This window comes from Dialister sp. i34-0019-2H8, from assembly GCF_042846925.1.
Lineage (GTDB): Bacteria > Bacillota > Negativicutes > Veillonellales > Dialisteraceae > Dialister.
The window spans coordinates 1,108,113-1,130,161 of the sequence record NZ_BAABYQ010000001.1 but is presented as its reverse complement, the minus strand read 5'-3'; the positions used below and the strand labels follow the sequence as shown (position 1 = coordinate 1,130,161).

The following is a 22,049-nucleotide window of genomic DNA, read 5'->3' as shown; positions in this document are numbered from 1 at the left end:
TCTCATTTTTTATAAAGGAGCATATCCCCATGCCAAATACACGTGAAGGCTTGGACCAGCTCAAGCAGCTGGGAAGCCAGAATACCAAGTATACCTATGATTACGATCCTTCACTTCTGGAACGCATCCCCAATAAGCACGCAGATCGTGACTATTTCATCAAGTTCAACTGCCCAGAATTCACCAGCCTCTGCCCGAAGACAGGACAGCCGGACTTTGCGACCATTTATATCTCCTACATCCCCGATCAGTACATGGTGGAAAGCAAGTCCCTGAAGCTCTATCTTTTCAGCTTCCGCAATCACGGCGATTTCCACGAGGACTGCGTGAATATCATCATGAGTGACCTCATCGAGCTTCTCCATCCCCGCTATATCGAAGTATGGGGCAAATTTCTCCCCCGCGGCGGGCTCTCCATCGACCCGTACTGCAACTACGGCACACCGGATACCGAATGGAAAGACTTTGCCCGCTTCCGTCTCCTGCATCATGATATGAATCCGGAAATGGTGAATAACAGATAAGAGGCATCAAAAAAGCAGCGACCCGTTCGCTGCTTTTTTGATGCTTTCCTGATCCCCGCTCACCGATCATTCAATATTCTGTACCTGCTCGCGGATCTTCTCAAGCTCGGTCTTTACCTGGATGACGGTATCGATGACTTCCGCATCGCTCGCCTTGGAAGCGGTAGTATTTGCTTCCCGATTGATCTCCTGGAGAAGGAAGTCGAGCTTGCGTCCGATGGGTTCTTCGCTCTCGAGCATGGCATCGAACTGATCCAGATGGCTTGCAAAACGGACGACCTCTTCTGTGTAGTCCGTTTTTTCGGAGAAAAGAGCAACCTCTTCCAGAATACGGCCTTCATCGACCTCGAAGTTCATCTGTTCTAGGATCTTCTCCATGCGCTGGCGCAGGCGTTCTTCATAGGCTTTGGCTGCGAGATCCTGCCGGGAGAGCAGGAAGGCAAGCCTTTCCCGAAGAAATGCCAGACGCTGCTTCAGGTCGACTTTCAGGTTATGACCCTCACGCTGGCGCATTTCGATGAGCGAGACAAGCGCCCCCTCCATCGCCGCTTTTACAAGCGGTGCCATCTCTTCCTCAGTCGCAGTCTCTTTTCTGATCGTGAGAAACGGTTCCGGCAAAGAGAGCAGGTCAGATACATGCACCTTCCCCTTCTTCACACCTTTTCTTCCGCTGATATCGGCTAACGCAGAAAGGTAGGCAGAGAGCAGACCTTCATCCACCTCGACGCGCGTCGCTTTCGCCGAAGCCGTCGGTGTAAAAGACAGAAAAATATTTAACTTTCCGCGCGAAAGTGTTTTCTTGGCCGCCGCGCGGGCGATCTCTTCCAGACTGCCGAAAAAATGATCACTTCTGATATTGATCTCTAAAAACCGGCTGTTCACCGCTTTGATCTCTGCGGTCACGCTGCCGATCTCGCTTTCGCCGATCCCTCGGCCAAAACCAGTCATGCTGTTCATCATAGTTCTCCTTATGAAATAGTAAAGGAAACACGGATCCCGCGATGGAATCAGCGTTTCCCTTACATCGGATGCGTGGTCACGCATCCTTCTTATCCGAAATAATCTCCTTCAAAGACTTTGACTGCCGGCCCGGTCATGAAGACGTGACTTTCCGGCTTTCCGTCCCACTCGATATGGAGCACGCCGCCGTCGAGATCGACGTCAGCATAGTCTTTGGTACGGCCATTCAGGATCGCTGCGACGACAGTCGCACAGGTGCCGGTGCCGCAGGCCATGGTGATCCCTGTACCTCTTTCCCACACACGCATACGGAAATGATGCTCGCCAAGCTGCTCTACAAATTCCGTATTCGTTTTTTTCGGGAAATGGGCATCCACCTCCAGATGCGGGCCTTCCCCGGTGAGATCGACGTCTTTGATATCATCCACGAAGATGACACAGTGCGGATTTCCCATGGAAACACAGGTGACGGTATAGGTCTTGCCATTCGCTTCATTGGTGAGCGGCTGTGCGATGACAGGTCCTTTGCCATAGCCCATGACCGGGATCTCATCCGCCAGAAGATGCGGTCTGCCCATATCGACGCGTACATTCCCATCTTCGAGAATCTCCGGATAAAGGATGCCTGCCCCCGTTTCGACGGAGAAGCGCTTCTTTTTCACCAGTCCCAGCTCATACGCCCAGCGCGAAAGACAGCGGATGCCATTCCCGCACATCTCGCCTTCCGAAGCATCATTGTTAAACATACGCATACGAATATCTGCCTTGTCCGAAGGCAGGAGGAAGATCACGCCGTCAGAGCCTACGCCGAAGTGTCGATCACTGATGGCGACGATCTTGCTGTATACGTCATCGAAATTTTCTTCAAAACCATTCACAAATACATAATCATTGCCGCAGCCATGCCATTTGGTAAAGTGCATAGTGGTTTCATCCTTTCTATATGACAGTCTAGAGAAACACAGATCAAATATCTAACTATCATTGTTATTTTACCATATTTCCCGCACGCTTTCACTTTCGTGATATACTTATAGAAGTATTTCATAGGCTTTGCGATTAAGCAGGGAATAGGGAGTAGAAGTGACTAGTGACTGGTAGCTAGGGATTAGGTTTACGATATGAGAAAACCGCTAGTCCCAAATCTCCGCGGCGCTTAGATCCTTCGACTCAGTTCTCATATTTTCAGATAAGCCATTTTTAACATACGACGTTTTTCTCCGCTCAGGATGACGAAATGCGCCGCACCACCCCCGCTGCCCCCTCTGCCTCCTCTGAACCCGCTGAACCTGTAGAACCCACTACCCCTCTTTCGTACGCATTCAGGGACGGTACGCCCCGTGGGCTAACCCTGAACCCCGAACCTTGTCCCCCATAATCTTTTCCCTCAAAAGGAGTCTCCCATGCAAATCGACAGTGCCTCTTTATATCTTTTCGTCAAAGAGCTGCAAAAGCTCCTCATCCCTGCACAAGTGCGGCAGATCCATCAGATCGACAACCGCATCATGGACATCGAACTGTTCTGCCCGAATGCAAAGCCTGTCCACATGATCGCGAATACCCACACGCCGCCTGTCGTATACCTCACATCGAAGAGCAAGGTGCAAAATCAGTATACCCCGTCACAGACCTTCTGCATGACACTGCGCAAGCATCTGGAAGGAAGCCGTCTCTCGGAAGTACGGCAGATCGACATGGACCGCATCCTGGCCTTTTCCTTTGACCGCATCGAGGCCGCCGGAGAGATCGTCACCAAAACGCTCTGGGCCGAGCTTCTCCCCTCCTCACCGAATCTTGTCCTGACGGAAGGGGATACGATCATCGATGCTTGTCTTCGCGGCAGGAAGGGCGACCGCCTGCTCGTCCCCGGGGAAGTGTACCATCTTCCGACAAACAGCGCGCGTATGAATTTCATGCAGTTCTCCAAAGAGGAACTGAAAAATATACTCGACTACGGTAAGGGAACAGAGAGTACGATCGAAGAATGGCTCTTCCATACCTTCAACGGCTTCTCCCGTTTCCTCGTCGATGAGCTGGGCCATCTGAGCAAGGTCTTGATGACATCCACCCTCGCCTCCCTGACAGAGGCCGAGGAGGACTCCCTGCTCTCTGCCATACTTCTCCTCAAAGAGGATATCATGACCTCGGATGCCCTTCACATCTATCAGAATGCCAAGGGGAAGCCGATGGTCAGTCCGATCGCCCTGCCCTTCCTCGGCGAGGAGATCGAATGCAGCCCCATCGTCCCGTGGCTCGAAAGGGAAGCCGAATCTTCCGGCGGTACCATGGCCGCACAGCTCTCTGACTACCAGAAGAAGATCCACACCCTCATCAAAAGGGAAGAGCGAAAGATCCAGAAGATCGAAGGAGAAATGAAGGAGACCTCCAAGACGGAGCAATACAAGCTCTGGGGCAATCTGCTTGCGATCTACGCCTATGAAAAGATCAATGGAAGAAAAGCGCTCACCGTCGAGAACCTTTTCAATGATCCCCCTACGAAAGAAACGATCCCTGTCGATCCGCTTCTTTCTGTCACCGCAAACAGCCAGCTCTATTTCAAAAAATACAATAAAATGAAAACGCGCCTTATCATCGGACGTGAAAAGCTGGACGAATGTCATGAAAAGATCGGCTACCTTGAAGATGTGCTGTATTTTGCGACGGAGGTCAAAACCAAAAAGGATCTGGATGCTTTGAAGGAAGAGCTGAAAGATACCGGCATCGAACGCATCGGTGGGCGGAAACAGAAACCGGTGAATCGCAAGCGTAAAAATGAACCTCTCCTGACCACACTCACCATCGACGGCTTCCGCGTCCTCATGGGGAAGAACAATACCCAGAATGAATTCCTCACGCTCAAAAAAGCCGCCAAGACGGATCTGTGGCTGCACGCGCGGCAGATCCCCGGCTCGCACGTCGTGATCGAGACAGAAGGCTTGACCGTCCCCCTCGCAACCATCGAAAAAGCTGCTGCCCTGGCCGCATGGAACAGCAAGGGAAAAGACTCCGGCAAGGTGGATGTGGACTACACACTCATCCGCTACGTCAAGAAGATCCCGAATGGTCCACCAGGCCTTGTGAATTATACACATCAGAAGACGATCGCAGCCATTCCAACGGAAATAAAGGATGAATAGTGGTGACTGGTGACCAGGGACCAGGGATTAGGGTGGCGGCTTCGCCGCGAATATATGAGGGGCTTGATCCCAGATTTCCCGTTTCGACCTTCCTATCATCGTCCGTTTGACCGCGAACGAAACAGATTTCTCGCTCCGCTCGAAATGACGATACGAGAGAGTCTGATGTCTACCAGTCACGAGTTACTCGAGAATCCTAATCCCTAACTACTAATCCCTAGCTACTCAAAATGAAAAACGCGCCGATGAGCCATATGCTCATCGGCGCGTTTTCATTTTCATGCATTCACCAAAGGTGCGGAGTAAAACGTCTCGCTACTCTTTCAAGCGGATCTTTCCTTCCGTGATGGTGATCTTCCGTTCCTTCAAAAGATGGCCTACCGCTCTTTTGAAAGCGGACTTACTGATGCCAAGGGTACTCTTAATGAGATCGGCATCGCTTTTGTCGGTAAGCGGAAGGAGACCGCCATGGCGCTCCATACAGCTGATGAGAAGAGCCATATCCCCTTCCATCGCTTTTTCCTTCTGCGGGCGGAGCGCAAGATTCACACGACCGTCACTTCGGATGTAAGAAATACGTCCCGTCACCTCTTCCCCAAGGCGCACGGATCTTGCAAGCTCTGTCTTGTGAATGAACGCGAGGTGGCGGTCTCTTGTCACAAGGAAAAGGCCCTCTCCGGTTTCATTATACACGCTGCCAGTCACCGTGTCCCCGAGCTTTGCCTCCTTGAAAGGCAGCGCGATGGCGCGCATTTCTTCATCGACATGCATGGTGACAGCGAGACGGCCAGTCTTGTCTTCGTAAAGCTTGACCCAGATCTGCTGTCCTTCGGTGACATTCTCTATCATCTGAGAGAAGGGCAGGAAAATGCCTCGCTCCGTCCCCACGTCGACGAATGCGCCGAAACGAGTCGTCAAAAGTACCGGCGCATAGCCGATGCCGCCGATGGCGATCTGCGGCAGGCGCATACTGGCCGTCAGACGGTGATGCGGGTCGTGGTAAAGGAAGACCTTGACCCTCTCCCCTTCCTTCACCTCGTGGGTCTGCTGCCCTTTGTGAAGGAGGATATCATCCTTCGAATTTCCTGTACCTCCGTCCAAAAAGGCACCAAAGCCGGAGACACGGACGACCGGGAGCTCTGCGATGGAGTTTTCTTTATATATACTTTCCTGTTTGGCAGGAATCCTGGTCTCTTCCATTTATTTCTCCGTTTCTCCCTCGTCGTGGTATTCTTCTGCCGGCGCTTCTTTCCAGAGGGTATCGAAATCGTAATGACGTCTTTCTTCATCGGTGAAAATGTGAACGATCACATCGCCGAAGTCGAGAAGGATCCAGTCCCCTTCGCGGTAGCCTTCTTTTCGGGTCGCTTTCACGCCGAGTTCTGCCATCTTTTCTTCCACTTCATCCGCCGCGGCCTGAGACTGCTTCTGATTTCTGGTCGAGCAGAGGACGAAATAATCTGCGATCGAAGTGAGATCACGGACATTCAGTACTTTAATGAGTACGCTTTTCTTATTCGATAATGCTTCACAAATGGTCTGAAGATTGTTTTCCATACATATGCTCCTTTTTTATTCTAATAGGTGATGCCTGGGTGCGCCCCGTCTATTCCATCGTCAGAGAAAGCACCTTCTGTGCTTCCACCGGATTCACCACCCAAGTCCTGACTTTCCCGATGGTCTGCATTTCGCCCGGGAAAATAATGAATTTGCATCCTTCCGGCGGATAGCCGGTCAGCCGATATGCCAAAGAGGCCGCCTCAGACGGCGTGATATCACTCTCGACCGCACGAAAGCCATAGCGGACGGTCAGCCAGTTCCGCAGTGCCATGCGACTTTGAAGATGCAAGAGGAAGATCTTGAGGAATCGTTCCTGTCGCTGGATACGGCCGATCTCTCCATCCTCCTTATCCACGTAGCGGACATAGCCGAGTGCCTGCTCGCTGTCAAGCGGCTGGTAGCCCTGATTCAGTCCGATATCAAAGGATCCATCCCGATCGAGATGCTCCATATATTTTTCTACATAGAGAGAAATGAGCCCGGCTTTCGACACATTCTCCCGAAAATCGGCATAGTTCACGACCGCATACTTGTCGATGCGGATGTGGAGCAGATTCTCCACCGCTGACTTTGTTTCCTCTGCGCCACCTTCTTTGAACGTATCCTTCAAAAGAAGATTTGTCTTTTCCTGACGGATGACCTTGGTATTCGGCGGAATAGAAATGAAGGTCATTTCTTTTTTCTTATCATTATCCGCTAGAAGCAGCATGGCATCCGCCTCGCTTCCTGCCGTCTCATCCTCTCCGATGAAGAGGTAGTAGGTCGGCTTTGCTTCATCGGCATGCATGCGCCCCGTAGCAAAGTGCACGATTTTTTCTGTGCCCAAGACGAGCAGCGCGATCGCCAAAACCACCATCAGCAGGAAAAGAAAAAGCTTTTTTAGCTTAATCCTTGTCTTTCCTTTTTTCGTTTTCATCATACCTTCGAGGTAAAACCTCCTTCATGTATCCTCTCCACAGAAAACCCTGCTGCCCAAAGCAGCGCTGTAAAAAGAAGGATATGGACTTTCACGGCACTCACACCGCAAGAGGCATTTCTCTTTCGAGCAGAAGGGTCTCCGATTACCGACCGGTCTTCTCCCGCTTTTCCACCATATCATTGCGGCCTAAGAAAGTGAGGCCATAAATGTACGCTTCCTGATCGATGAGATGGGAAATCGTAGAATCATACGCCGCAAGTACGGCTTCGTCCAAGTCTTTCTCTGCGAGGAGCCGCAGGTCTTCGACGCCGGGAAAATCGCGGTTTGGCTCGATATAGTCTGCGAGGAATACGATCTTTTCGAGAAGCGTCATGCCGACGCGCCCCGTCGTATGATAATAGATCGCTCCCCGGATCTCTTCATCATCGATGCCAAATGCCGTTTTGGCAAGGACGCTCCCTGCCGGGCCATGCAGCAACGCACGGCTCCCAAGCATATGCTTTGCATCATCAAATGTCAGATGTGCTTTCTTCACAACATGCTGCATTTCGGAGAGTGTCATCTCCTTCGCACAGTCATGGATCCAGCCGGCAAGGTATGCCTTTTCTTCTGATGCCCCATACAGATGCGCCAAATGACGGGCCATCTCTGCGACGCCCGCCGAATGACGGAACCGCTTCGGCGACAATGTCTTTTCCAGTTCTTTTTCTATTTTTTCCAGTTTCATAACAGCCTCAGTAGGTGGTGGTGTTCCCCGCGCCTCATTCATACAATTTATTGCTACGGATCATATCGATCACCGCATCCGGGATCAGGTAGCGCACGGATCTCTTCTCGGCGATCCAGTCTCGGAGGATCGTAGAGGAGATCGCCAGCTCCGGCGTCTTTAGGAAATGGATCTTTTTCCTCCCCAGTTCCCCAAAGTAATCGATGGACTTCTGTATCTCAATTTCATTCCCCGGGCGGCTCGCGCAGATGAAATGACAGGCAGAAAGAAGCTCCCTGTTGTATTTCCACGTCGGCAGATCCGCCACGGCATCGGTGCCGCAGATGAAGTAGAATTCATAATCATCGCCAAACTCGCGCTGGAGGATACGGATGGTATCCACCGTATAGGAAGGACCTTGGCGGTCACGCTCAATGGGTGAGATCATGAAATGCCCATTCCCTTCGATGGCTTTTTCCACCATCGCATAGCGGATATTCTTGTCAATGTGATGCATATCCTTATTCGGTGTATCACCGGAAGGAATAAAAAGGACTTTGCGCAGCGAAAATTCCTGCCATGCCGCTTCTGCGATCACCAAATGTCCTACATGAATGGGATTAAAAGAGCCGCCAAAAATACCTATCCGTTCAGCCATAGATACAGCACCATTTCGCACACTAAAATACAGACTGCCCAAAAAGCCAAAAGCTGCAGGATATGGGACAGTTCAAATCTTCCCTTCGGATGGCGGGTATAGTAGTATGCCATCCAGTATAATTTTTCTGAAAATTTCATTTTGTCTGCCAACAGAAATCGCATAACTCCCTAGGGAAACGCTGATTCGATCGCAGAATTCGATTTCACATGTATTTTCATACAATGCTTCGTCATACTCCTCCTTAAATAGCTCGCTATTCGCGTCGGAATATTCCTCGCATCGCATGAAAATACAAGAGTAAAATCGAATAACGATTGAATCAGTGTTTCCCTGGCGCACCGCTCCATAAGACCGGTGGACCCTTTATCTCATCACCAAGAGATTGTCTCTGTGGATGACCGTATCATAGGGCGCTGCCATGCCGAGAGCCTCGGAAAGCCCTTCGGTGCGATGTCCCATGATCTTCTGTACATCTTCACTGCTGTAGTGAGAAATGCCGCGGGCCAGTTCTTGATCCTCAAAGTACACGGCCACCGTATCCCCATCACTGAAAGCGCCTTCTACATCGATGATACCGACAGGAAGGAGTGAAGAGCCCTTCTCAAGAAGCGCCTTCCTGCATCCCTCATCGACGAAGATCTTGCCTTTGACCGCCGTACCGATGATGATATCCCGCTTCTTCAGCTGCGGATGCACATTTTCACCGCGGAAGAGTGTCCCGATCTCCTCCCCATCCATGATGCGCAGCAGGACTTCCTTCTCATCGCTTTTCGCAATGATCATATCAATGCCAGAATGCACGCAGATCTCCGCTGCCTGGATCTTCGTATACATGCCGCCCGTACCGCGCGCTGTACCCGCGCCGCCGGCAATGGCAAAAAGCTCGCGGGAGAAGGCAGGGACTTCATGGATCAGCTCTGCATCCGGATGACTCTTCGGATCCTTCGTATACAGGCCCTGAATGTCGGAAAGAATAATCAAAAGGTCGGCTTCTGCCACGCTTGCGACGATGGCAGACAGCGTGTCATTGTCGCCGATCTTGATCTCATCTGCGGATACCGCATCATTTTCATTCACGATCGGGATTGCTCCAAGTTCAAGAAGTGCCTGAATGGTACCTCGCATGTAGAGATAGCGCTTCGAATTCACCGCATCGCCCTTCGTGAAAAGGAGCTGTCCAACGGCCTGCCCGTATTCATGGAAGAGATGCTCATAGGTATTCATGAGCGCGCCCTGCCCCACGGCCGCCGCTGCCTGTTTGTAGGGCAGGAAATCCGGCTTCTTATGAAATCCCAGCATGGGCAGTCCCACGCCAATCGCCCCCGAAGTGACGAGTACCACATCAAGACCACGGTTCTTGAGGTCAGCAAGCTGCCGCGTCAGATGATCCAGGTAGCGAAAATTCACTTTCCCATTTTCATAGGTGATCGAGCTGGTACCGACCTTCACGACCACACGCTTTTTCTTCAGAATCGCTTCGCGATCTCCGGTCTTAAGGTAATTCATAGTGCGACTTCTTTTCTTTTTTCTTGAAAAGAACACAGTTTCTGCCGATGATCTGCACGATCTCGCAGGAGAGATGCCCTGCAAGGTAGAGCGCGGTGCTCTTGATATCTTCGTCCGAATTCTGATTGATCTTCACTTTGATCAGTTCGCGTGCCGTCAAGACGTCATCCACACTCTGGATGACCGTCTCACTCATGCCGTCTTTACCGATCTGTACGACCGCCGGCAGCTGCACAGCAAGAGCTTTTAAGTATTGTTTCTGTTTTCCTGTAAGCATGGAAAAAACTCCTTGGTTAAAATGATTTATGGGTTTATGGTTCTGGGTTAGCCTCTGGGGCGTAACGCCTTTTGATTGCGCTCGAAAGAAGGGGAGCGAGTTCTATGGGTTCTATGGGTTCAAAAGGGGCTGGTGCTGCGCATAACAATCAGAAGCGCCGCAGAGTATAGATGGCGGCGATGCCCGAAGGTCTCTTGATGACAGGCTTCCCATTTGGGGTTTCCACACATCAACCACTCGGCCGCAAATGACAAAGATTTCTCGCTTCGCTCGAAATGACGATACGAGAGGCTGATGTCTCCTAGTCTCCCCGTCACCGGCTATTCCTCTTCACTATGATTCTCCGACCAGGTGAATTCTACGCCATACAGATTGACCGTATCGCCTTCCTGGCAGCCTGCCTTGCGGAGGAGTTTGTCAAGGCCCATGAATCTCCAAGCTCTGTCGAAGCGGCGCAGGGAAACATAGTCCTCGAAGTCGGTCATGCCGACCAGCTTTTCCACGCGCTTGCCCTTGATATAGTACACATCATTCTTGCACTCGATCTCGAATTCCTGCTTGTTCGCTTCATATACAATGGCCTTTTCCGGAGATTCGAAGGATACATCGGGGATCTCCTGCAGAAGCTTCCACACGGCTTCCATGAGCGGACGAGTGCCTTCTCCGGAAAGCGTGCAGATGGGATAGAAGTCATAGCCTTCCTTCTCGATAGCCTCCTTCAGCTCTTCCAGCCTCTTCGGGTCATCGATGAGATCGGTCTTATTCGCTGCGACGATCTGCTTCTTCTGACGAAGCTCCGGGCTATACAGCTCGAGCTCATTATTAATGATATGGAAATCATTCAATGGATCTCGGCCTTCGCTGCCCGCCGCATCAAGCACATGGATGAGGACCTTCGTACGCTCAACATGGCGGAGAAATTCGTCCCCAAGACCGGTCCCCTGACTTGCGCCTTCGATCAGGCCCGGGATATCTGCCATGACGAAGCTTCTCTCATAGTCCAGATTCACCACACCGAGGATCGGATTCAGCGTCGTGAAATGGTACGCCGCCACTTCCGGCTTCGCACCGGATACCTTGCGGATGAGAGAGGACTTCCCTACGCTCGGGAATCCCAGAAGGCCGACATCCGCCAGCACCTTCAGCTCGAGGCGCAGCTCCTTTTCTTCACCCGGCTCGCCTTTTTCCGCATAAAGAGGCGCACGGACAGCCGATGTCGCGAAATGGGAATTTCCGCGGCCGCCATGCCCGCCTTTGACGATGAGGGCTTCCTGTCCATTCTGCGTCATATCCGCCAGAAGTTCGCCGGTCTTATTGTCATAGACCATCGTTCCGAGCGGCACCTCGACGAAGACGTCCTCTGCATTTTTGCCGAACATTTCTTTGGCGCCGCCATTGGCACCGGCTTTGGCTGCGAATTTTCTATGACGGCGGAAATTGATCAGCGTATTCAGGTCGCTATTCGCTTTGATGAAGACCGAGCCGCCCTTGCCGCCATCACCGCCCGACGGGCCGCCGCGCGGTACATACTTCTCACGGCGGAAGGAAACCATCCCGTCCCCGCCCGCACCGGAGACTACAATAATCTTTGCTCTATCGATAAACATGGAGTACCTCGTTTGAGAAATAGAAGGAAGGTGCGCAAGAGCCCGGCTGCGATACAAGAATACCGTATTCCCCGCTTTCTTCCGGAGCGCCTCACGCTTTCCATCTGTACATAAAAATTCTATTTTATTATACAGCGAAATGGCGATTCTGTCATCCAAATGCCATGGTATAGCTGCGAGAGGGCTGCTCACCCCCCAAAAAATCAAAAACGGTTCTCCTTTCGAAGAACCGTTTTCCAATTTCCTGCTATCTCACACTCTTCACCTTCATGCGGCGCTCGAGGACGCGCAGGCACATGGAGACGAAGAAGGTCATGATGAAGTAGTAGATCGCTACGATGACGAGCGGCGGGAATGGCTGGAAGCTGATGCCCTGAATGGTGGTCGCCGTATACATCAGATCGGCCATACCGATGACAGAGACCTGAGAGGACTCTTTGATGAGGGTGACGAATTCATTCCCGATGACGGGCAGGATGTTGCGAATCGCCTGCGGGATGATGATGCGCACCATAGACTCCCACTTCGAGAAGCCAAGCGACATCGCACCTTCGAGCTGTCCCTTCGGGATGGACTGGATACCAGAGCGGACGATCTCACACTCATACGCACCGGAATTCAGGATCAGTGCAAGGACACCAGCGGAAAGTCTCTCAAAGTCGACGCCCATGATCTGGAAGCTGGGAAAATGGATGCCGAGGAACGGCAGCCCGAAAAACACGAGAGAGATCTGTACCAAGACCGGCGTACCGCGGATGATTTCTACATAGGCCGTCGAGATCCACTGGAGGACCTTGATGCCCGAGATCTTCATGAATGCCAGAATGATCCCGAGAAGGAGACCAAAGAAGCAGGACAGAAGAGAAATAATGATGGTGATCTTCACACCTGACATGAAAATGTCATTATATTTGACAGCTGTATCTAATATCATATCCATAATCGCATCATCTCCTTAAATATCAGCATGGAGCAGACGCTTCAGGAATGTCTGCGTCCGTTCTTCCTGTGGATGGGTGAAGATATCTTCGGGATTTCCTTCCTCCACGATATAGCCCTTATCCATGAAAATGACGTGATTGGAAACGCTTCTCGCAAACTGCATCTCGTGCGTGACGACGGCCATGGTCATGCCGGCTAAGGCGACTTCCTTCATGACGGTCAGTACATCGCCGACAAGCTCGGGATCAAGCGCAGAAGTCGGTTCATCGAAGAGCAGCATCTTCGGCTTCATCGCAAGCGCTCTGGCGATAGCGACACGCTGCTGCTGCCCGCCGGAAAGCTCGCCCGGATAATAATCCGCACGCTCGGCAAGACCTACACGGGAGAGAAGCTCCATCGCTTCCTCTTTCGCTTCCGCTTTCGGCAGCTTCTTGATATGTACCGGCGCATACATGACATTCTCTACCGCGGAGAACATCGGGAACAGGTTGAACGACTGGAAAACCATGCCGACATCGCGGCGCAGCATCTTCACATCAGTTTTTTCATTGACCTTTTTCCCTTCGAACCACAGCTCGCCCCCGGTCGGCGTTTCCAGCAGATTCAGGCAACGCAGAAAGGTACTCTTCCCGCTCCCGGACGGACCGATAATGGTACACACTTCTCCGTTCTCGATCTTCATATTGATATCTCTCAGTACTTCGACCTTGCCGAATGATTTCTGCAAATGTTTGACTTCATAAATGACTTTTTTATCTGACATAGTCCTCACACCCTTCTTATTTATTCAAGATAGTAGCATAAATATACAGGCATGTCAATAAAAAAGCTACGGGTCAATTAGAGGTGACTAGTGACTGATAGCGAGGGACTAGTATCTAGGGATTAGGGATTAGGGATCTCGAGCAGCTGGAGACTAGGAAACTAGGAGACTTAAGACTCCCCCGTATCGTCATTTCGAGCGTAAGCGAGAAATCTTTGTCATTCGCGGTCAGGCGGACGATGTTTGGAACTCCCAAACGGGAAACCCGCTCCCCACTCACTTTCAAACATTGTCTCATTTATACTCCGCGGCGCTTCTGCTTTTTATGCGCCGCACCGCCATTTCGCATTTCTCGTTTCTCATTTCTTTTCTTATTTTTATTACCCCCTCTCGAACTCATTCTTTTTTAGTCCTATCTAAACCTATCGTTTCCCTCTCCCCTACTTGAAATATTAAAGTGTTTCTCATGTTCCGTTTACGTTGGAACTGGAGAATGCTAAAATAGCACCATAGAATCATACCGCTCAGGAAGCAACGCTTCCATTATGGCTAAGGAGATATACCATGGAAAAACACGATGAAAAGCATGTACATCACTGCGGATGCGGCCACTGCCATCAGGCACAGGAAGCCGTCCATCGCACCGAAGAGCATGCACACCACGAAGAAGATGAAGAAAATCACAGCTGCGGCTGCGGGGATGACCACGAAGGCCACTCTCATGAGCACGGATGTGGCTGCGGGCATGACCATGACCACGAAGGCCACTCCCACGAGCACGGATGCGGTTGCGGGCATGACCATGACCACGAAGGCCACTCCCATGAGCACGGATGTGGCTGCGGGCATGACCATGACCACGAAGGCCACTCCCATGAACACGAATGCGGCTGCGGGCATGACCATGACCACGAAGGCCACTCCCATGAACACGGATGCGGTTGCGGGCATGACCATGACCACGAAGGCCACTCCCACGAGCACGGATGCGGTTGCGGGCATGACCATGACCACGAAGGCCACTCCCATGAGCACGGATGCGGCTGTGGCTGTTGCGAAGAGATCCCGGAAGAGAGCCATGACCACTCGAATGACCCTGAAATGGCAAAATACAAGGACAATAAGATCGATGTCATGGAGAGCGATGCCGACATTGCGATCGATGAAAGGCGCGCCTTCGGTCATTTCCATGACAAGGGCGTCCACCATCATGACGGGCACAAGAACGACTGTCACTGCCATGACTGCATCGACGAAGAAGACTGCGACTACTGCGGCAAAGACCTTGCCTCCTGCCAGTGCGATTTCTTAGGAAAGGAATACAAACGCGGTCTCTATCACATGGAGCACCTCGACTGCATGGAATGCGCCGCGAAAATGGAAGGGAAGATCCGCGAAATGCCATCCGTCTTCTTCGCCTCGGTCTCCTTCACAAAGAAAGAGCTCCGCGTCATTTCCAAAGAAAATCCGGACAATCTCATCCCGCAGCTACTCTCCGTCTGCCGCACCGTCGATGAAAATATCGGCATCGTACCGCCCTCTGACAAGGGCGATTTCAAGACAGAGATCTATGAGATCCCCACCCTTGACTGTGCAGCCTGCGCCGTCAAGCTCGAAAAGCTCGTGAACCGCCAGCCCGGCGTCCTCTCCGCCTCGATCTCCTTCGCCACCAAGACGATGAAACTCACCGCCAAAGATCCGGACAGCCTCATCCCCGAGCTGACCAGAAAATGCAACGAGGTCGAAAGTCCGACCGAGATCCGAAAGAAACAGCGCCCGACCAAAGCGCAGAAAAAGTCAGCGGCAAAAAAAGAAGCGTCCTTCCTTGAACGCCTGAAAAGCGAAAAAAGCCAACTCACCATCGGCGGCCTCCTCTTCGTCATCGGCATGCTGATGCACTACCAGCCGGCCGGCCTCTTCGCAGGACTTGCCTCCATCGGAGACTATTTCTTCTTCGTCTCCTACCTCATCTTAGGCGGTCCCATCGTCTACACCGCCCTCAAAAACATCACCCATGGGGAATTCTTCGATGAGACCTTCCTTATGACCGTTGCAACCGTCGGCGCCTTCGCGATCCACGAATACCCAGAAGCTGTCGGCGTCATGCTCTTCTACCGCATCGGTGAATATTTCCAGGACCTCGCTGCCGACCGCAGCCGCGACCAGATCATGGACGCCGTCGACCTGCGCCCGGAAGTCGTCCAGCGCGTGACCGCAAGCGGCACTGAGACCATCCCGGCCGAAGAAGCCGAAGTCGGCGATATCCTTCTCATCCGCCCCGGCGACCGCATTCCGCTTGACGGCATCATTTCCGAAGGCGAGACCCAGATCGACACCTCCGCCGTCACCGGTGAACCGAAGCCTGTCCTCGCAGCCGTCGGCGACCCCGTAGACTCCGGCTGCGTCAATATGACCGGCACCATCCGCATCCAGGTCGAAAAAGTCCTCGCAGAATCCATGGTCACCCGTATCCTCGACTCCGTCGAGAATGCCGTCGCCAGCAAGCCAAAGATTGACCGTTTCATCACCCGCTTCTCCCGCGTGTACACCCCGATCGTCGTCTTCGTCGCGATCGCCGTCGCAGTCCTCCCGCCGCTCCTCTTCGGCGCCGACTGGGATAAATGCATCTACACCGCTCTCACCTTCCTCGTCATCAGCTGCCCCTGCGCGCTTGTCATCTCCGTCCCGCTCTCCTTCTTTGCCGGCATCGGCGCCGCATCGAAAGAAGGCATCCTCTTCAAGGGCGGCACCGTCATGGAAGCCCTCTCGAATACCAAAGCCGCTGTCCTCGATAAGACCGGCACTCTGACCGAAGGAAAATTCAAAGTCAGAAGCATCGTGAAGACCGCTGGCAAGAGCGAAGACGAGATCCTTGCCCTCGCAGCTGCCGCTGAGATCTACTCCACCCACCCCATCGCCCAGTCCATCGTTACCTGCGCAAATGAAAAAGGTCTCTCTCTTCCCAAGCTCACCTCCATGCAGGAAATCGCCGGACACGGCGTCAAAGCCAACCTGAACGGCGAAGACATCTATGTCGGAAATGAAAAGCTCCTCGCCCTTTCCGGCATCTCTGTCCCAACCCTTCCGGAAAACAAAGAAGTCGGCACCGACGTCTATGTCGCCAAAGGCAAGACCCTCCTCGGCCGCATCACCATCTCCGATGCCATCAAGTCCGACACCATCGAAGGCATCAAAGACCTGAAAGCCCTCGACATCACCCCCGTCATGCTGACCGGTGACAACGAAAAGAGCGCGAAAGCCATCGGCAGCCTCGTCGGCATCGAAAACATCCACGCCGGCCTTCTCCCGGAAGACAAGCTCTCTGAAATGCAGAAAGTCAGAAAAGAGATCGGCTCCGTCCTCTTCGTAGGCGACGGCATCAATGACGCTCCTGTCCTCGCCGGTGCTGATGTAGGCGCCGCTATGGGCAGCGGCGCAGATGCTGCCATCGAAGCCGCTGACGTCGTCTTCCTGAATTCGAATGTCGACGCGATCTCCAAAGCCGTCCGCGTGGCCAGAAAAGTCATCAAGACCGCTTGGGAAAATGTCGCCTTCGCCCTCATCGTGAAGATCGCCGTCATGATCATGGGCCTCCTAGGCTATGCCAATATGTGGGTCGCCGTCTTCGCAGATACCGGCGTCACCATCCTCTGTATCCTCTATGCCGTAAGACTGCTCAGAGTGAAGTTCTGATTCATGGGTACATAAATGAAAACCCCCGATTTGCCTTTTGGCAAATCGGGGGTTTTGCTTGCGCGTAAAACTATACAAAACGGATTTCGAGCCGTTTTCCAAGTCCCTGCGCAATCTTCGCAAGTGTAGCAATGGAAGGCATTGACTGACCTTTCTCAATGCGGCTGATATTAGGGAAACGCTGATTCAATCGCAGAATTCGATTTCACATATATTTTCATACAACGCTTCGTCAGAGCCCTCCTTAAATAGCTCGCTATTTAAGGAGGGCTCTTCCTTGCGCTACATGAAAATACAAGAGTAAAATCGAACAACGATTGAATCAGTGTTTCCCTAGACTGCCGAAGCCCTGTGCGCTCCGCCAGCTCAAATGCGTCAAGTGTTCTTCATTCCGTGCGCGAAGAACCATCATCATCAGCTGATAGCGCGCTTCATTCTCAACCCATTCTTTTTTGAAATCGGGATCCTTCATCTGCTCATTGAGATATCTATCGAAATCATCCATTTCTTTCTCCTCCTGCTGCGATTCACATACTCATCCCGCATTTTCTTTGCTCGCTTGATTTCTCACGAGCAGGGGTCTTCTGCTTTCCTATATCCATATGACAAAAAAGAAGCACCCAACCCTTCAGCTCGTTGCTTCTTTTTTGTCAAACAGAATATCCCACTTCGCGGGCTACTTCTTTCACATAAGGGATCGGACTGTCCGTCATGACCGCGATGTTGTCAATAGACAACAGAAGGTGTACATCGGAAGATTTTTTCCGAAGGAATCGAAGGTGCAGGTGAGTTCTTCCCACTGTTTGAGTCGTCCCATGGCACCACCGCCTTTCTACTTGTATTGTAACAAAAGGCAAGGGAAAAAGCGATGGAAAAACGATTTGCTTCGCCTGCTCCTCTCACTTCAAAGAAATCATTGCGACGAGTGGCCAGGGAAACACGGATGGAAGTCATATTCCTTCGGGAAATCAAACATACCCGGATACATGCGCTCTGCCATATAGCCAATCGCATCGATAGTCCGCGTCTGCGGGCCATACACATATTTCAGCGGTATGCCATAGAGACGGTTATTTTTTATGAAATTCAGATTTCGGAAAGCAGGCCTATTTCGGAGCCATGCCAGCTCCTTCTCCTCATCGCGATACACGACGAGAAAGACGACATCCGGGTCCAGCTTCATCATCATCTCATCACTGACCGCCGCCGTGGTATCCGGGACAATGCCACCGATAGAGGTAGCCATATCCCCTGCGATCTTCTTTCGCCCATAAGAAGCGAGGATGCTCATACGATCGAGAATCATGACTTTCGGTTTCTTATGATATTCCACAGTTTTCGCTATATCGTGAATCCGGTTTTCCGTTGCGCTCACGATTTTCTCTGCTTCTTCCTCTTTGTGAAAAATGATCCCCAGATCACGAATGAATTTCATTTCCTTCTCTACGGTTTCCACCTGATTCAGCTTGCCCGGCGATGTGGTATTCAGCGGCACCATAGTGAGGATGCCCTTGCTGTTCCAGTAGTCCGTACTGCCAAGACGGGTTTTCGAGAAGAATTGCTGCTCTGCGATGATCATATCAGGATGCATCTCCAGGAAATGCTCCGCCTGAATCGTGCTGCGGCCGATGCGAGGCAGCCACTGAAAGGCCTTTTCATTCGATGCCTTGATGCCATACCACTGACTGTTCTGTCCATCATCTGCCGCGAGGATGGCATCTTCGACACCAAGATCCAGCAGCGTCTCCGTTTCATTCGCACCGATGACGATCACGCGCTGCGGCACATCCGACAGGTACTCGCGATTCACCCCCGTCTCATAGTAGTTCTCTACCTTAATATTCTCCACAAAGGGGCGCGAATATTCCTCGGCAGGAGGAGACTTCTGCAACTGACAGCCTGATAGGCAGAGCGGCAGAAGGAGCGAGAGAAGCCAAGCCTTCTTCATCTTCTCACCTGCTTTCTGGATATCAGCATCCACAGGAAAAAGGGCGAACCTGCCAGTGCGGCCATGACGCCCACAGGCAGCTCCAGTCCGGAGATCGCATTTCTTCCCAGAATATCCGCCCAGCAGAGAAATGTCCCTCCCGTAAGCGCCGCCAGCGGAAGAAGACGTCCATGGCTGCTCCCCACGAGGAGACGTACGCCGTGCGGGATGATGAGCCCGACGAATCCGATCATACCCGACATGTACACCACCGCTCCGACAAGAAGCGCCATGACGGCGATATACACTTTTCGATACGTCGAAAGTTTTTGCCCCATGGTTAAAGAGAGGTCATCCCCCATGAGCATCAGGTCGAGGATGCGCCTTTGGGAGAAGAAGTAGAAACATCCAGCCGTCACTAGAATCGCCAAAATGCCGATCGCCATCCAGGAGTCAGCACGGATATTCCCCATCATCCAGAACTGGATAGACCGCGTCTTCGACGTATCCGCCACCACGGTGACAAAGAAGCTCACAGCAGCCGAGCAGGCTGCATTGAGTGCAAAACCTGCCAGAAGCAGTGTCAATCCCTCTCCTTTACCGCTGATCGAAGAAATAAGAAGAATCAGAAGGGAAACAAGTCCGGCGCCAAGAAAAGCCGCGGCGCCGATCCCATCAAAGCTCCCGATCATCCCGATACCGAGTGCGATCGCCAGCACCGCGCCCAGACTTGCACCAGAGGAAATCCCCAATAGATACGGATCTGCCAGCGGATTCTTCATCACCGCCTGCATCACTGCCCCGCAGACGGCGAGTCCTGCCCCGATGAAGAAAGACAGTACCAGATGCGGCAGACGGATGAACTGCAGCACATCCTGCTCGACCATTCCACTTCCTTCCGGCGAAGTCAGCGCCAGATACAAATAATGACAAGTCTCTGCCGGTGAAAGGGAGATCTCTCCCACCCCCAATGAGAAGAGCGTCAGGAGCAGGCAGAGAAAGCTGATGAGCATCACACGATAGACCGGCTTCATACGATGGCCCCTCTTTCAAAAATCACAGCCGGCCTTCCATCTTTTCGCGGAAAAACCTCAGCCTTCACATGATACAGCTCCCAGATCCGCTCCTCCGTCAAGACCTCTTCAGGTCTGCCGAAGGCGACCAGCTCTCCATGCTTCATCGCTGCGATCTTGTCACAATACATGGCTGCGATATTCAGGTCATGAATGGCCGCAAGCACCGTCAAATGGCGCGAGCTCACCAGATCCATGATCTGCAGCTGGTAGGTGATATCCAGATGATTCGTCGGTTCATCCAGGATGAGACAAGGTGTCTCCTGCGTGAGAGCCCGCGCGAGCATTACGCGCTGCTGCTCCCCGCCGGAGAGAAAAGAAAAGCTCTGCTCCGCTAATGTTTCCACGCCTGTTTCCTGCATCGCCCGATGCGCGATATCACGATCCTCGCGATTGTTTCCCTCCGTAATGCCTTTGTAAGGCGTGCGCCCCATCAGCACGACTTCTTCGACATCAAAGTCAAAGCCGGCTGCGTGGTGCTGCGCCAGTACCGCGACGCGCTTCGCACTTTCACGATACGGCAGATCCTTCAAAACCGTATCACCGATCCGGATATCCCCGGACCAAGGCGAAAGCAGACGGTAAATGCACTTCAAAAGCGTACTCTTCCCGCACCCATTCGGCCCGATGATGCCCGTCAGCTGTCCGCTTTCGAAGGAAATCGACACATCCTTCAGCACCTGCTTTCCCCCATAACCGGCAGATACATGATTGACTGAAATATTCATGCCCCTTCTCCTCCAAAATGATACGAACGCCGGATGAGCATCCCCAGAAATACAGGCGCACCGATCAGAGATAAGCTGACACCCAAAGGAATATCCACACCGTGGATCAGTATCCGTCCTAAGATATCTGCCCAGACCGTCATCAGTCCTCCCGAAAGAACGGATACAGGCAGGAGCTTCCTGTGATACGCCCCCATGACCATCCGGCAGCCATGCGGCACCAGAAGACCTACGAAGCCGATCAGTCCCGCCTGCGTCACCAGACTTCCCATCAGGAGTGCATTCATCACCAGATAGAGACGCCGAAAAGGGAGGAGCTGCCGCCCCAGCGGGACAGCAGTTTCCTCCCCTTCCAGCATCAGATTCAGGATCCTTGCCTGTGTAGAGAAAAAAATGATGAAAGCAAGCACGATGGCTAGCACAGAGAGCGTCGGCAGGAGTTTCGCGAAGGAAACAGAGCCCATCAGCCAGTACAGCGTCACATCCATCCCCGTCGCATTGGATCCGATATACACCAGCACACTCGTGATCCCGCCGCAGACTGCCGCCAGCGCCGCACCAAAGATCAGGAGATAGGATGAATCCCCCGGTGCCACACGGCCTGCCGCGATGGCGAGAATGAGCGACAACGCCAAGGCACCGAGAAATGCCCCGCATCCGATCGCAGATACCCCGAAAGCCGCCCCCGCGCCAAAGAAAACGGCAGAAGCCGCCCCCAGCGATGCCCCGGAGGACACGCCCATGATGTAAGGGTCTGACATCGGATTGCGAAACATTGCCTGCATCACCATGCCGGACAGCGAAAGCCCCATCCCGACCGCCAGCGCGAGCAGGATGCGCGGGAGCCGAAGATCCCAGACCGCATCCGCAATGCCCATCGCAATATCCGAAGGAAGCGCACTTCCCAAAAGATGTGAAGCAAGGATCGATACGATCCCCGACAAGGACACAGAAAGATACCCGAGCTTCAGTCCGAGGAGACAGGAGAAGAGGAGCAGAACGGTGAGAATGGTCGTAAGAATCGCCAGAGGCATCCGGCGGATAGTTCTGCTCATAGATTTCTCCT

General features: G+C 52.5%; 22 protein-coding genes. 4 read left to right on the top strand and 18 right to left on the bottom strand.

Features of this window, described 5'->3' with window-relative positions; all coding sequences use genetic code 11:
- Positions 1 to 29: 29 nt before the first annotated feature.
- Complete coding sequence (queF, locus tag ACGG9R_RS04720) at positions 30 to 524, top strand: preQ(1) synthase (protein ID WP_390152095.1); 495 nt, start codon at positions 30 to 32, stop codon at positions 522 to 524.
- A 66-nt stretch (positions 525 to 590) separates the two neighbouring features.
- On the opposite strand, the gene ACGG9R_RS04715 is transcribed toward queF, so the two are convergent.
- Positions 591 to 1,484, bottom strand: a complete 894-nt coding sequence (locus ACGG9R_RS04715) for a YicC/YloC family endoribonuclease (RefSeq protein WP_390152092.1) — start codon at positions 1,482 to 1,484, stop codon at positions 591 to 593.
- Positions 1,485 to 1,573: 89 nt separating this feature from the next.
- The gene (dapF, locus tag ACGG9R_RS04710) at positions 1,574 to 2,407 is read right to left on the bottom strand and encodes a diaminopimelate epimerase (RefSeq protein ID WP_390152089.1); all 834 of its coding nucleotides are present in this window, start codon (positions 2,405 to 2,407) and stop codon (positions 1,574 to 1,576) included.
- A gap of 480 nt (positions 2,408 to 2,887) precedes the next feature.
- Between dapF and ACGG9R_RS04705 the strand changes: the two genes are divergently transcribed.
- On the top strand, positions 2,888 to 4,621 hold the full coding sequence (locus ACGG9R_RS04705; protein WP_390152086.1) for an NFACT family protein: 1,734 nt from the start codon (positions 2,888 to 2,890) through the stop codon (positions 4,619 to 4,621).
- A gap of 315 nt (positions 4,622 to 4,936) precedes the next feature.
- Here ACGG9R_RS04705 and ACGG9R_RS04700 read toward each other — a convergent pair whose 3' ends face one another.
- From ACGG9R_RS04700 to ACGG9R_RS04655, 10 genes are all read right to left on the bottom strand, one after another.
- Positions 4,937 to 5,821 (bottom strand): S1 RNA-binding domain-containing protein, encoded by an 885-nt coding sequence (locus ACGG9R_RS04700; RefSeq protein ID WP_390152083.1) that lies wholly within the window; start codon positions 5,819 to 5,821, stop codon positions 4,937 to 4,939.
- Positions 5,822 to 6,178, bottom strand: coding sequence for a ribosome silencing factor (rsfS, locus tag ACGG9R_RS04695; RefSeq protein WP_390152081.1), 357 nt, complete (start codon positions 6,176 to 6,178; stop codon positions 5,822 to 5,824). It lies immediately after the preceding gene.
- Positions 6,179 to 6,227: 49 nt separating this feature from the next.
- A complete protein-coding gene (locus ACGG9R_RS04690; protein WP_390152079.1) occupies positions 6,228 to 7,100 on the bottom strand; it encodes an LCP family protein in 873 nt (290 codons plus the stop codon).
- A gap of 142 nt (positions 7,101 to 7,242) precedes the next feature.
- Positions 7,243 to 7,827, bottom strand: coding sequence for a bis(5'-nucleosyl)-tetraphosphatase (symmetrical) YqeK (yqeK, locus tag ACGG9R_RS04685; RefSeq protein ID WP_390152076.1), 585 nt, complete (start codon positions 7,825 to 7,827; stop codon positions 7,243 to 7,245).
- 34 nt (positions 7,828 to 7,861) lie between these two features.
- Positions 7,862 to 8,464: a nicotinate-nucleotide adenylyltransferase gene (gene nadD / locus ACGG9R_RS04680; protein ID WP_390152074.1), complete on the bottom strand. Its 603-nt coding sequence runs from the start codon at positions 8,462 to 8,464 to the stop codon at positions 7,862 to 7,864.
- A gap of 366 nt (positions 8,465 to 8,830) precedes the next feature.
- The gene (gene proB / locus ACGG9R_RS04675; RefSeq protein WP_390152071.1) at positions 8,831 to 9,973 is read right to left on the bottom strand and encodes a glutamate 5-kinase; all 1,143 of its coding nucleotides are present in this window, start codon (positions 9,971 to 9,973) and stop codon (positions 8,831 to 8,833) included.
- Positions 9,960 to 10,250, bottom strand: a complete 291-nt coding sequence (gene yhbY, locus ACGG9R_RS04670; RefSeq protein ID WP_022106037.1) for a ribosome assembly RNA-binding protein YhbY — start codon at positions 10,248 to 10,250, stop codon at positions 9,960 to 9,962. Before yhbY ends, proB begins: the two co-directional genes overlap by 14 nt.
- Positions 10,251 to 10,570: 320 nt before the next feature.
- A complete protein-coding gene (gene obgE / locus ACGG9R_RS04665) occupies positions 10,571 to 11,857 on the bottom strand; it encodes a GTPase ObgE (protein WP_390152067.1) in 1,287 nt (428 codons plus the stop codon).
- A gap of 247 nt (positions 11,858 to 12,104) precedes the next feature.
- Positions 12,105 to 12,797, bottom strand: coding sequence for an amino acid ABC transporter permease (locus tag ACGG9R_RS04660; protein ID WP_390152064.1), 693 nt, complete (start codon positions 12,795 to 12,797; stop codon positions 12,105 to 12,107).
- A gap of 15 nt (positions 12,798 to 12,812) precedes the next feature.
- Positions 12,813 to 13,562 (bottom strand): amino acid ABC transporter ATP-binding protein, encoded by a 750-nt coding sequence (locus tag ACGG9R_RS04655; protein ID WP_022106034.1) that lies wholly within the window; start codon positions 13,560 to 13,562, stop codon positions 12,813 to 12,815.
- Positions 13,563 to 14,139: 577 nt separating this feature from the next.
- Here ACGG9R_RS04655 and ACGG9R_RS04650 point away from each other — a divergent pair.
- Both ACGG9R_RS04650 and ACGG9R_RS04645 read left to right on the top strand, forming a co-directional pair.
- The gene (locus ACGG9R_RS04650; RefSeq protein WP_390152061.1) at positions 14,140 to 14,874 is read left to right on the top strand and encodes a hypothetical protein; all 735 of its coding nucleotides are present in this window, start codon (positions 14,140 to 14,142) and stop codon (positions 14,872 to 14,874) included.
- 29 nt (positions 14,875 to 14,903) lie between these two features.
- Complete coding sequence (locus tag ACGG9R_RS04645; RefSeq protein WP_390155083.1) at positions 14,904 to 17,255, top strand: heavy metal translocating P-type ATPase; 2,352 nt, start codon at positions 14,904 to 14,906, stop codon at positions 17,253 to 17,255.
- 70 nt (positions 17,256 to 17,325) lie between these two features.
- Here the strand turns inward: ACGG9R_RS04645 and ACGG9R_RS04640 are convergent, their stop codons facing one another.
- From ACGG9R_RS04640 to ACGG9R_RS04615, 6 genes are all read right to left on the bottom strand, one after another.
- Entirely contained in the window at positions 17,326 to 17,445 is a 120-nt protein-coding gene (locus tag ACGG9R_RS04640; protein WP_390152058.1) for a helix-turn-helix domain-containing protein, read from the bottom strand.
- Positions 17,446 to 17,577: 132 nt separating this feature from the next.
- Positions 17,578 to 17,760, bottom strand: coding sequence for a hypothetical protein (locus ACGG9R_RS04635; RefSeq protein ID WP_022106032.1), 183 nt, complete (start codon positions 17,758 to 17,760; stop codon positions 17,578 to 17,580).
- Positions 17,761 to 18,168: 408 nt separating this feature from the next.
- Complete coding sequence (locus tag ACGG9R_RS04630) at positions 18,169 to 19,203, bottom strand: ABC transporter substrate-binding protein (RefSeq protein ID WP_390152055.1); 1,035 nt, start codon at positions 19,201 to 19,203, stop codon at positions 18,169 to 18,171.
- On the bottom strand, positions 19,200 to 20,216 hold the full coding sequence (locus tag ACGG9R_RS04625) for a FecCD family ABC transporter permease (protein WP_390152052.1): 1,017 nt from the start codon (positions 20,214 to 20,216) through the stop codon (positions 19,200 to 19,202). Before ACGG9R_RS04625 ends, ACGG9R_RS04630 begins: the two co-directional genes overlap by 4 nt.
- Positions 20,213 to 20,983: an ABC transporter ATP-binding protein gene (locus ACGG9R_RS04620; protein ID WP_390152049.1), complete on the bottom strand. Its 771-nt coding sequence runs from the start codon at positions 20,981 to 20,983 to the stop codon at positions 20,213 to 20,215. Before ACGG9R_RS04620 ends, ACGG9R_RS04625 begins: the two co-directional genes overlap by 4 nt.
- Positions 20,980 to 22,038: a FecCD family ABC transporter permease gene (locus ACGG9R_RS04615; protein ID WP_390152046.1), complete on the bottom strand. Its 1,059-nt coding sequence runs from the start codon at positions 22,036 to 22,038 to the stop codon at positions 20,980 to 20,982. Before ACGG9R_RS04615 ends, ACGG9R_RS04620 begins: the two co-directional genes overlap by 4 nt.
- Between the last annotated feature and the right edge of the window lie 11 nt (positions 22,039 to 22,049).

Coding starts and splice junctions, on each gene's coding strand:
- queF (WP_390152095.1), top strand. CDS start 30: ATGCCAAATACACGTGAAGGCTTGGACCAGCTCAAGCAGCTGGGAAGC.
- ACGG9R_RS04715 (WP_390152092.1), bottom strand. CDS start 1,484: ATGATGAACAGCATGACTGGTTTTGGCCGAGGGATCGGCGAAAGCGAG.
- dapF (WP_390152089.1), bottom strand. CDS start 2,407: ATGCACTTTACCAAATGGCATGGCTGCGGCAATGATTATGTATTTGTG.
- ACGG9R_RS04705 (WP_390152086.1), top strand. CDS start 2,888: ATGCAAATCGACAGTGCCTCTTTATATCTTTTCGTCAAAGAGCTGCAA.
- ACGG9R_RS04700 (WP_390152083.1), bottom strand. CDS start 5,821: ATGGAAGAGACCAGGATTCCTGCCAAACAGGAAAGTATATATAAAGAA.
- rsfS (WP_390152081.1), bottom strand. CDS start 6,178: ATGGAAAACAATCTTCAGACCATTTGTGAAGCATTATCGAATAAGAAA.
- ACGG9R_RS04690 (WP_390152079.1), bottom strand. CDS start 7,100: ATGATGAAAACGAAAAAAGGAAAGACAAGGATTAAGCTAAAAAAGCTT.
- yqeK (WP_390152076.1), bottom strand. CDS start 7,827: ATGAAACTGGAAAAAATAGAAAAAGAACTGGAAAAGACATTGTCGCCG.
- nadD (WP_390152074.1), bottom strand. CDS start 8,464: ATGGCTGAACGGATAGGTATTTTTGGCGGCTCTTTTAATCCCATTCAT.
- proB (WP_390152071.1), bottom strand. CDS start 9,973: ATGAATTACCTTAAGACCGGAGATCGCGAAGCGATTCTGAAGAAAAAG.
- yhbY (WP_022106037.1), bottom strand. CDS start 10,250: ATGCTTACAGGAAAACAGAAACAATACTTAAAAGCTCTTGCTGTGCAG.
- obgE (WP_390152067.1), bottom strand. CDS start 11,857: ATGTTTATCGATAGAGCAAAGATTATTGTAGTCTCCGGTGCGGGCGGG.
- ACGG9R_RS04660 (WP_390152064.1), bottom strand. CDS start 12,797: ATGGATATGATATTAGATACAGCTGTCAAATATAATGACATTTTCATG.
- ACGG9R_RS04655 (WP_022106034.1), bottom strand. CDS start 13,562: ATGTCAGATAAAAAAGTCATTTATGAAGTCAAACATTTGCAGAAATCA.
- ACGG9R_RS04650 (WP_390152061.1), top strand. CDS start 14,140: ATGAAAAGCATGTACATCACTGCGGATGCGGCCACTGCCATCAGGCAC.
- ACGG9R_RS04645 (WP_390155083.1), top strand. CDS start 14,904: ATGGAGCACCTCGACTGCATGGAATGCGCCGCGAAAATGGAAGGGAAG.
- ACGG9R_RS04635 (WP_022106032.1), bottom strand. CDS start 17,760: ATGGATGATTTCGATAGATATCTCAATGAGCAGATGAAGGATCCCGAT.
- ACGG9R_RS04630 (WP_390152055.1), bottom strand. CDS start 19,203: ATGAAGAAGGCTTGGCTTCTCTCGCTCCTTCTGCCGCTCTGCCTATCA.
- ACGG9R_RS04625 (WP_390152052.1), bottom strand. CDS start 20,216: ATGAAGCCGGTCTATCGTGTGATGCTCATCAGCTTTCTCTGCCTGCTC.
- ACGG9R_RS04620 (WP_390152049.1), bottom strand. CDS start 20,983: ATGAATATTTCAGTCAATCATGTATCTGCCGGTTATGGGGGAAAGCAG.
- ACGG9R_RS04615 (WP_390152046.1), bottom strand. CDS start 22,038: ATGAGCAGAACTATCCGCCGGATGCCTCTGGCGATTCTTACGACCATT.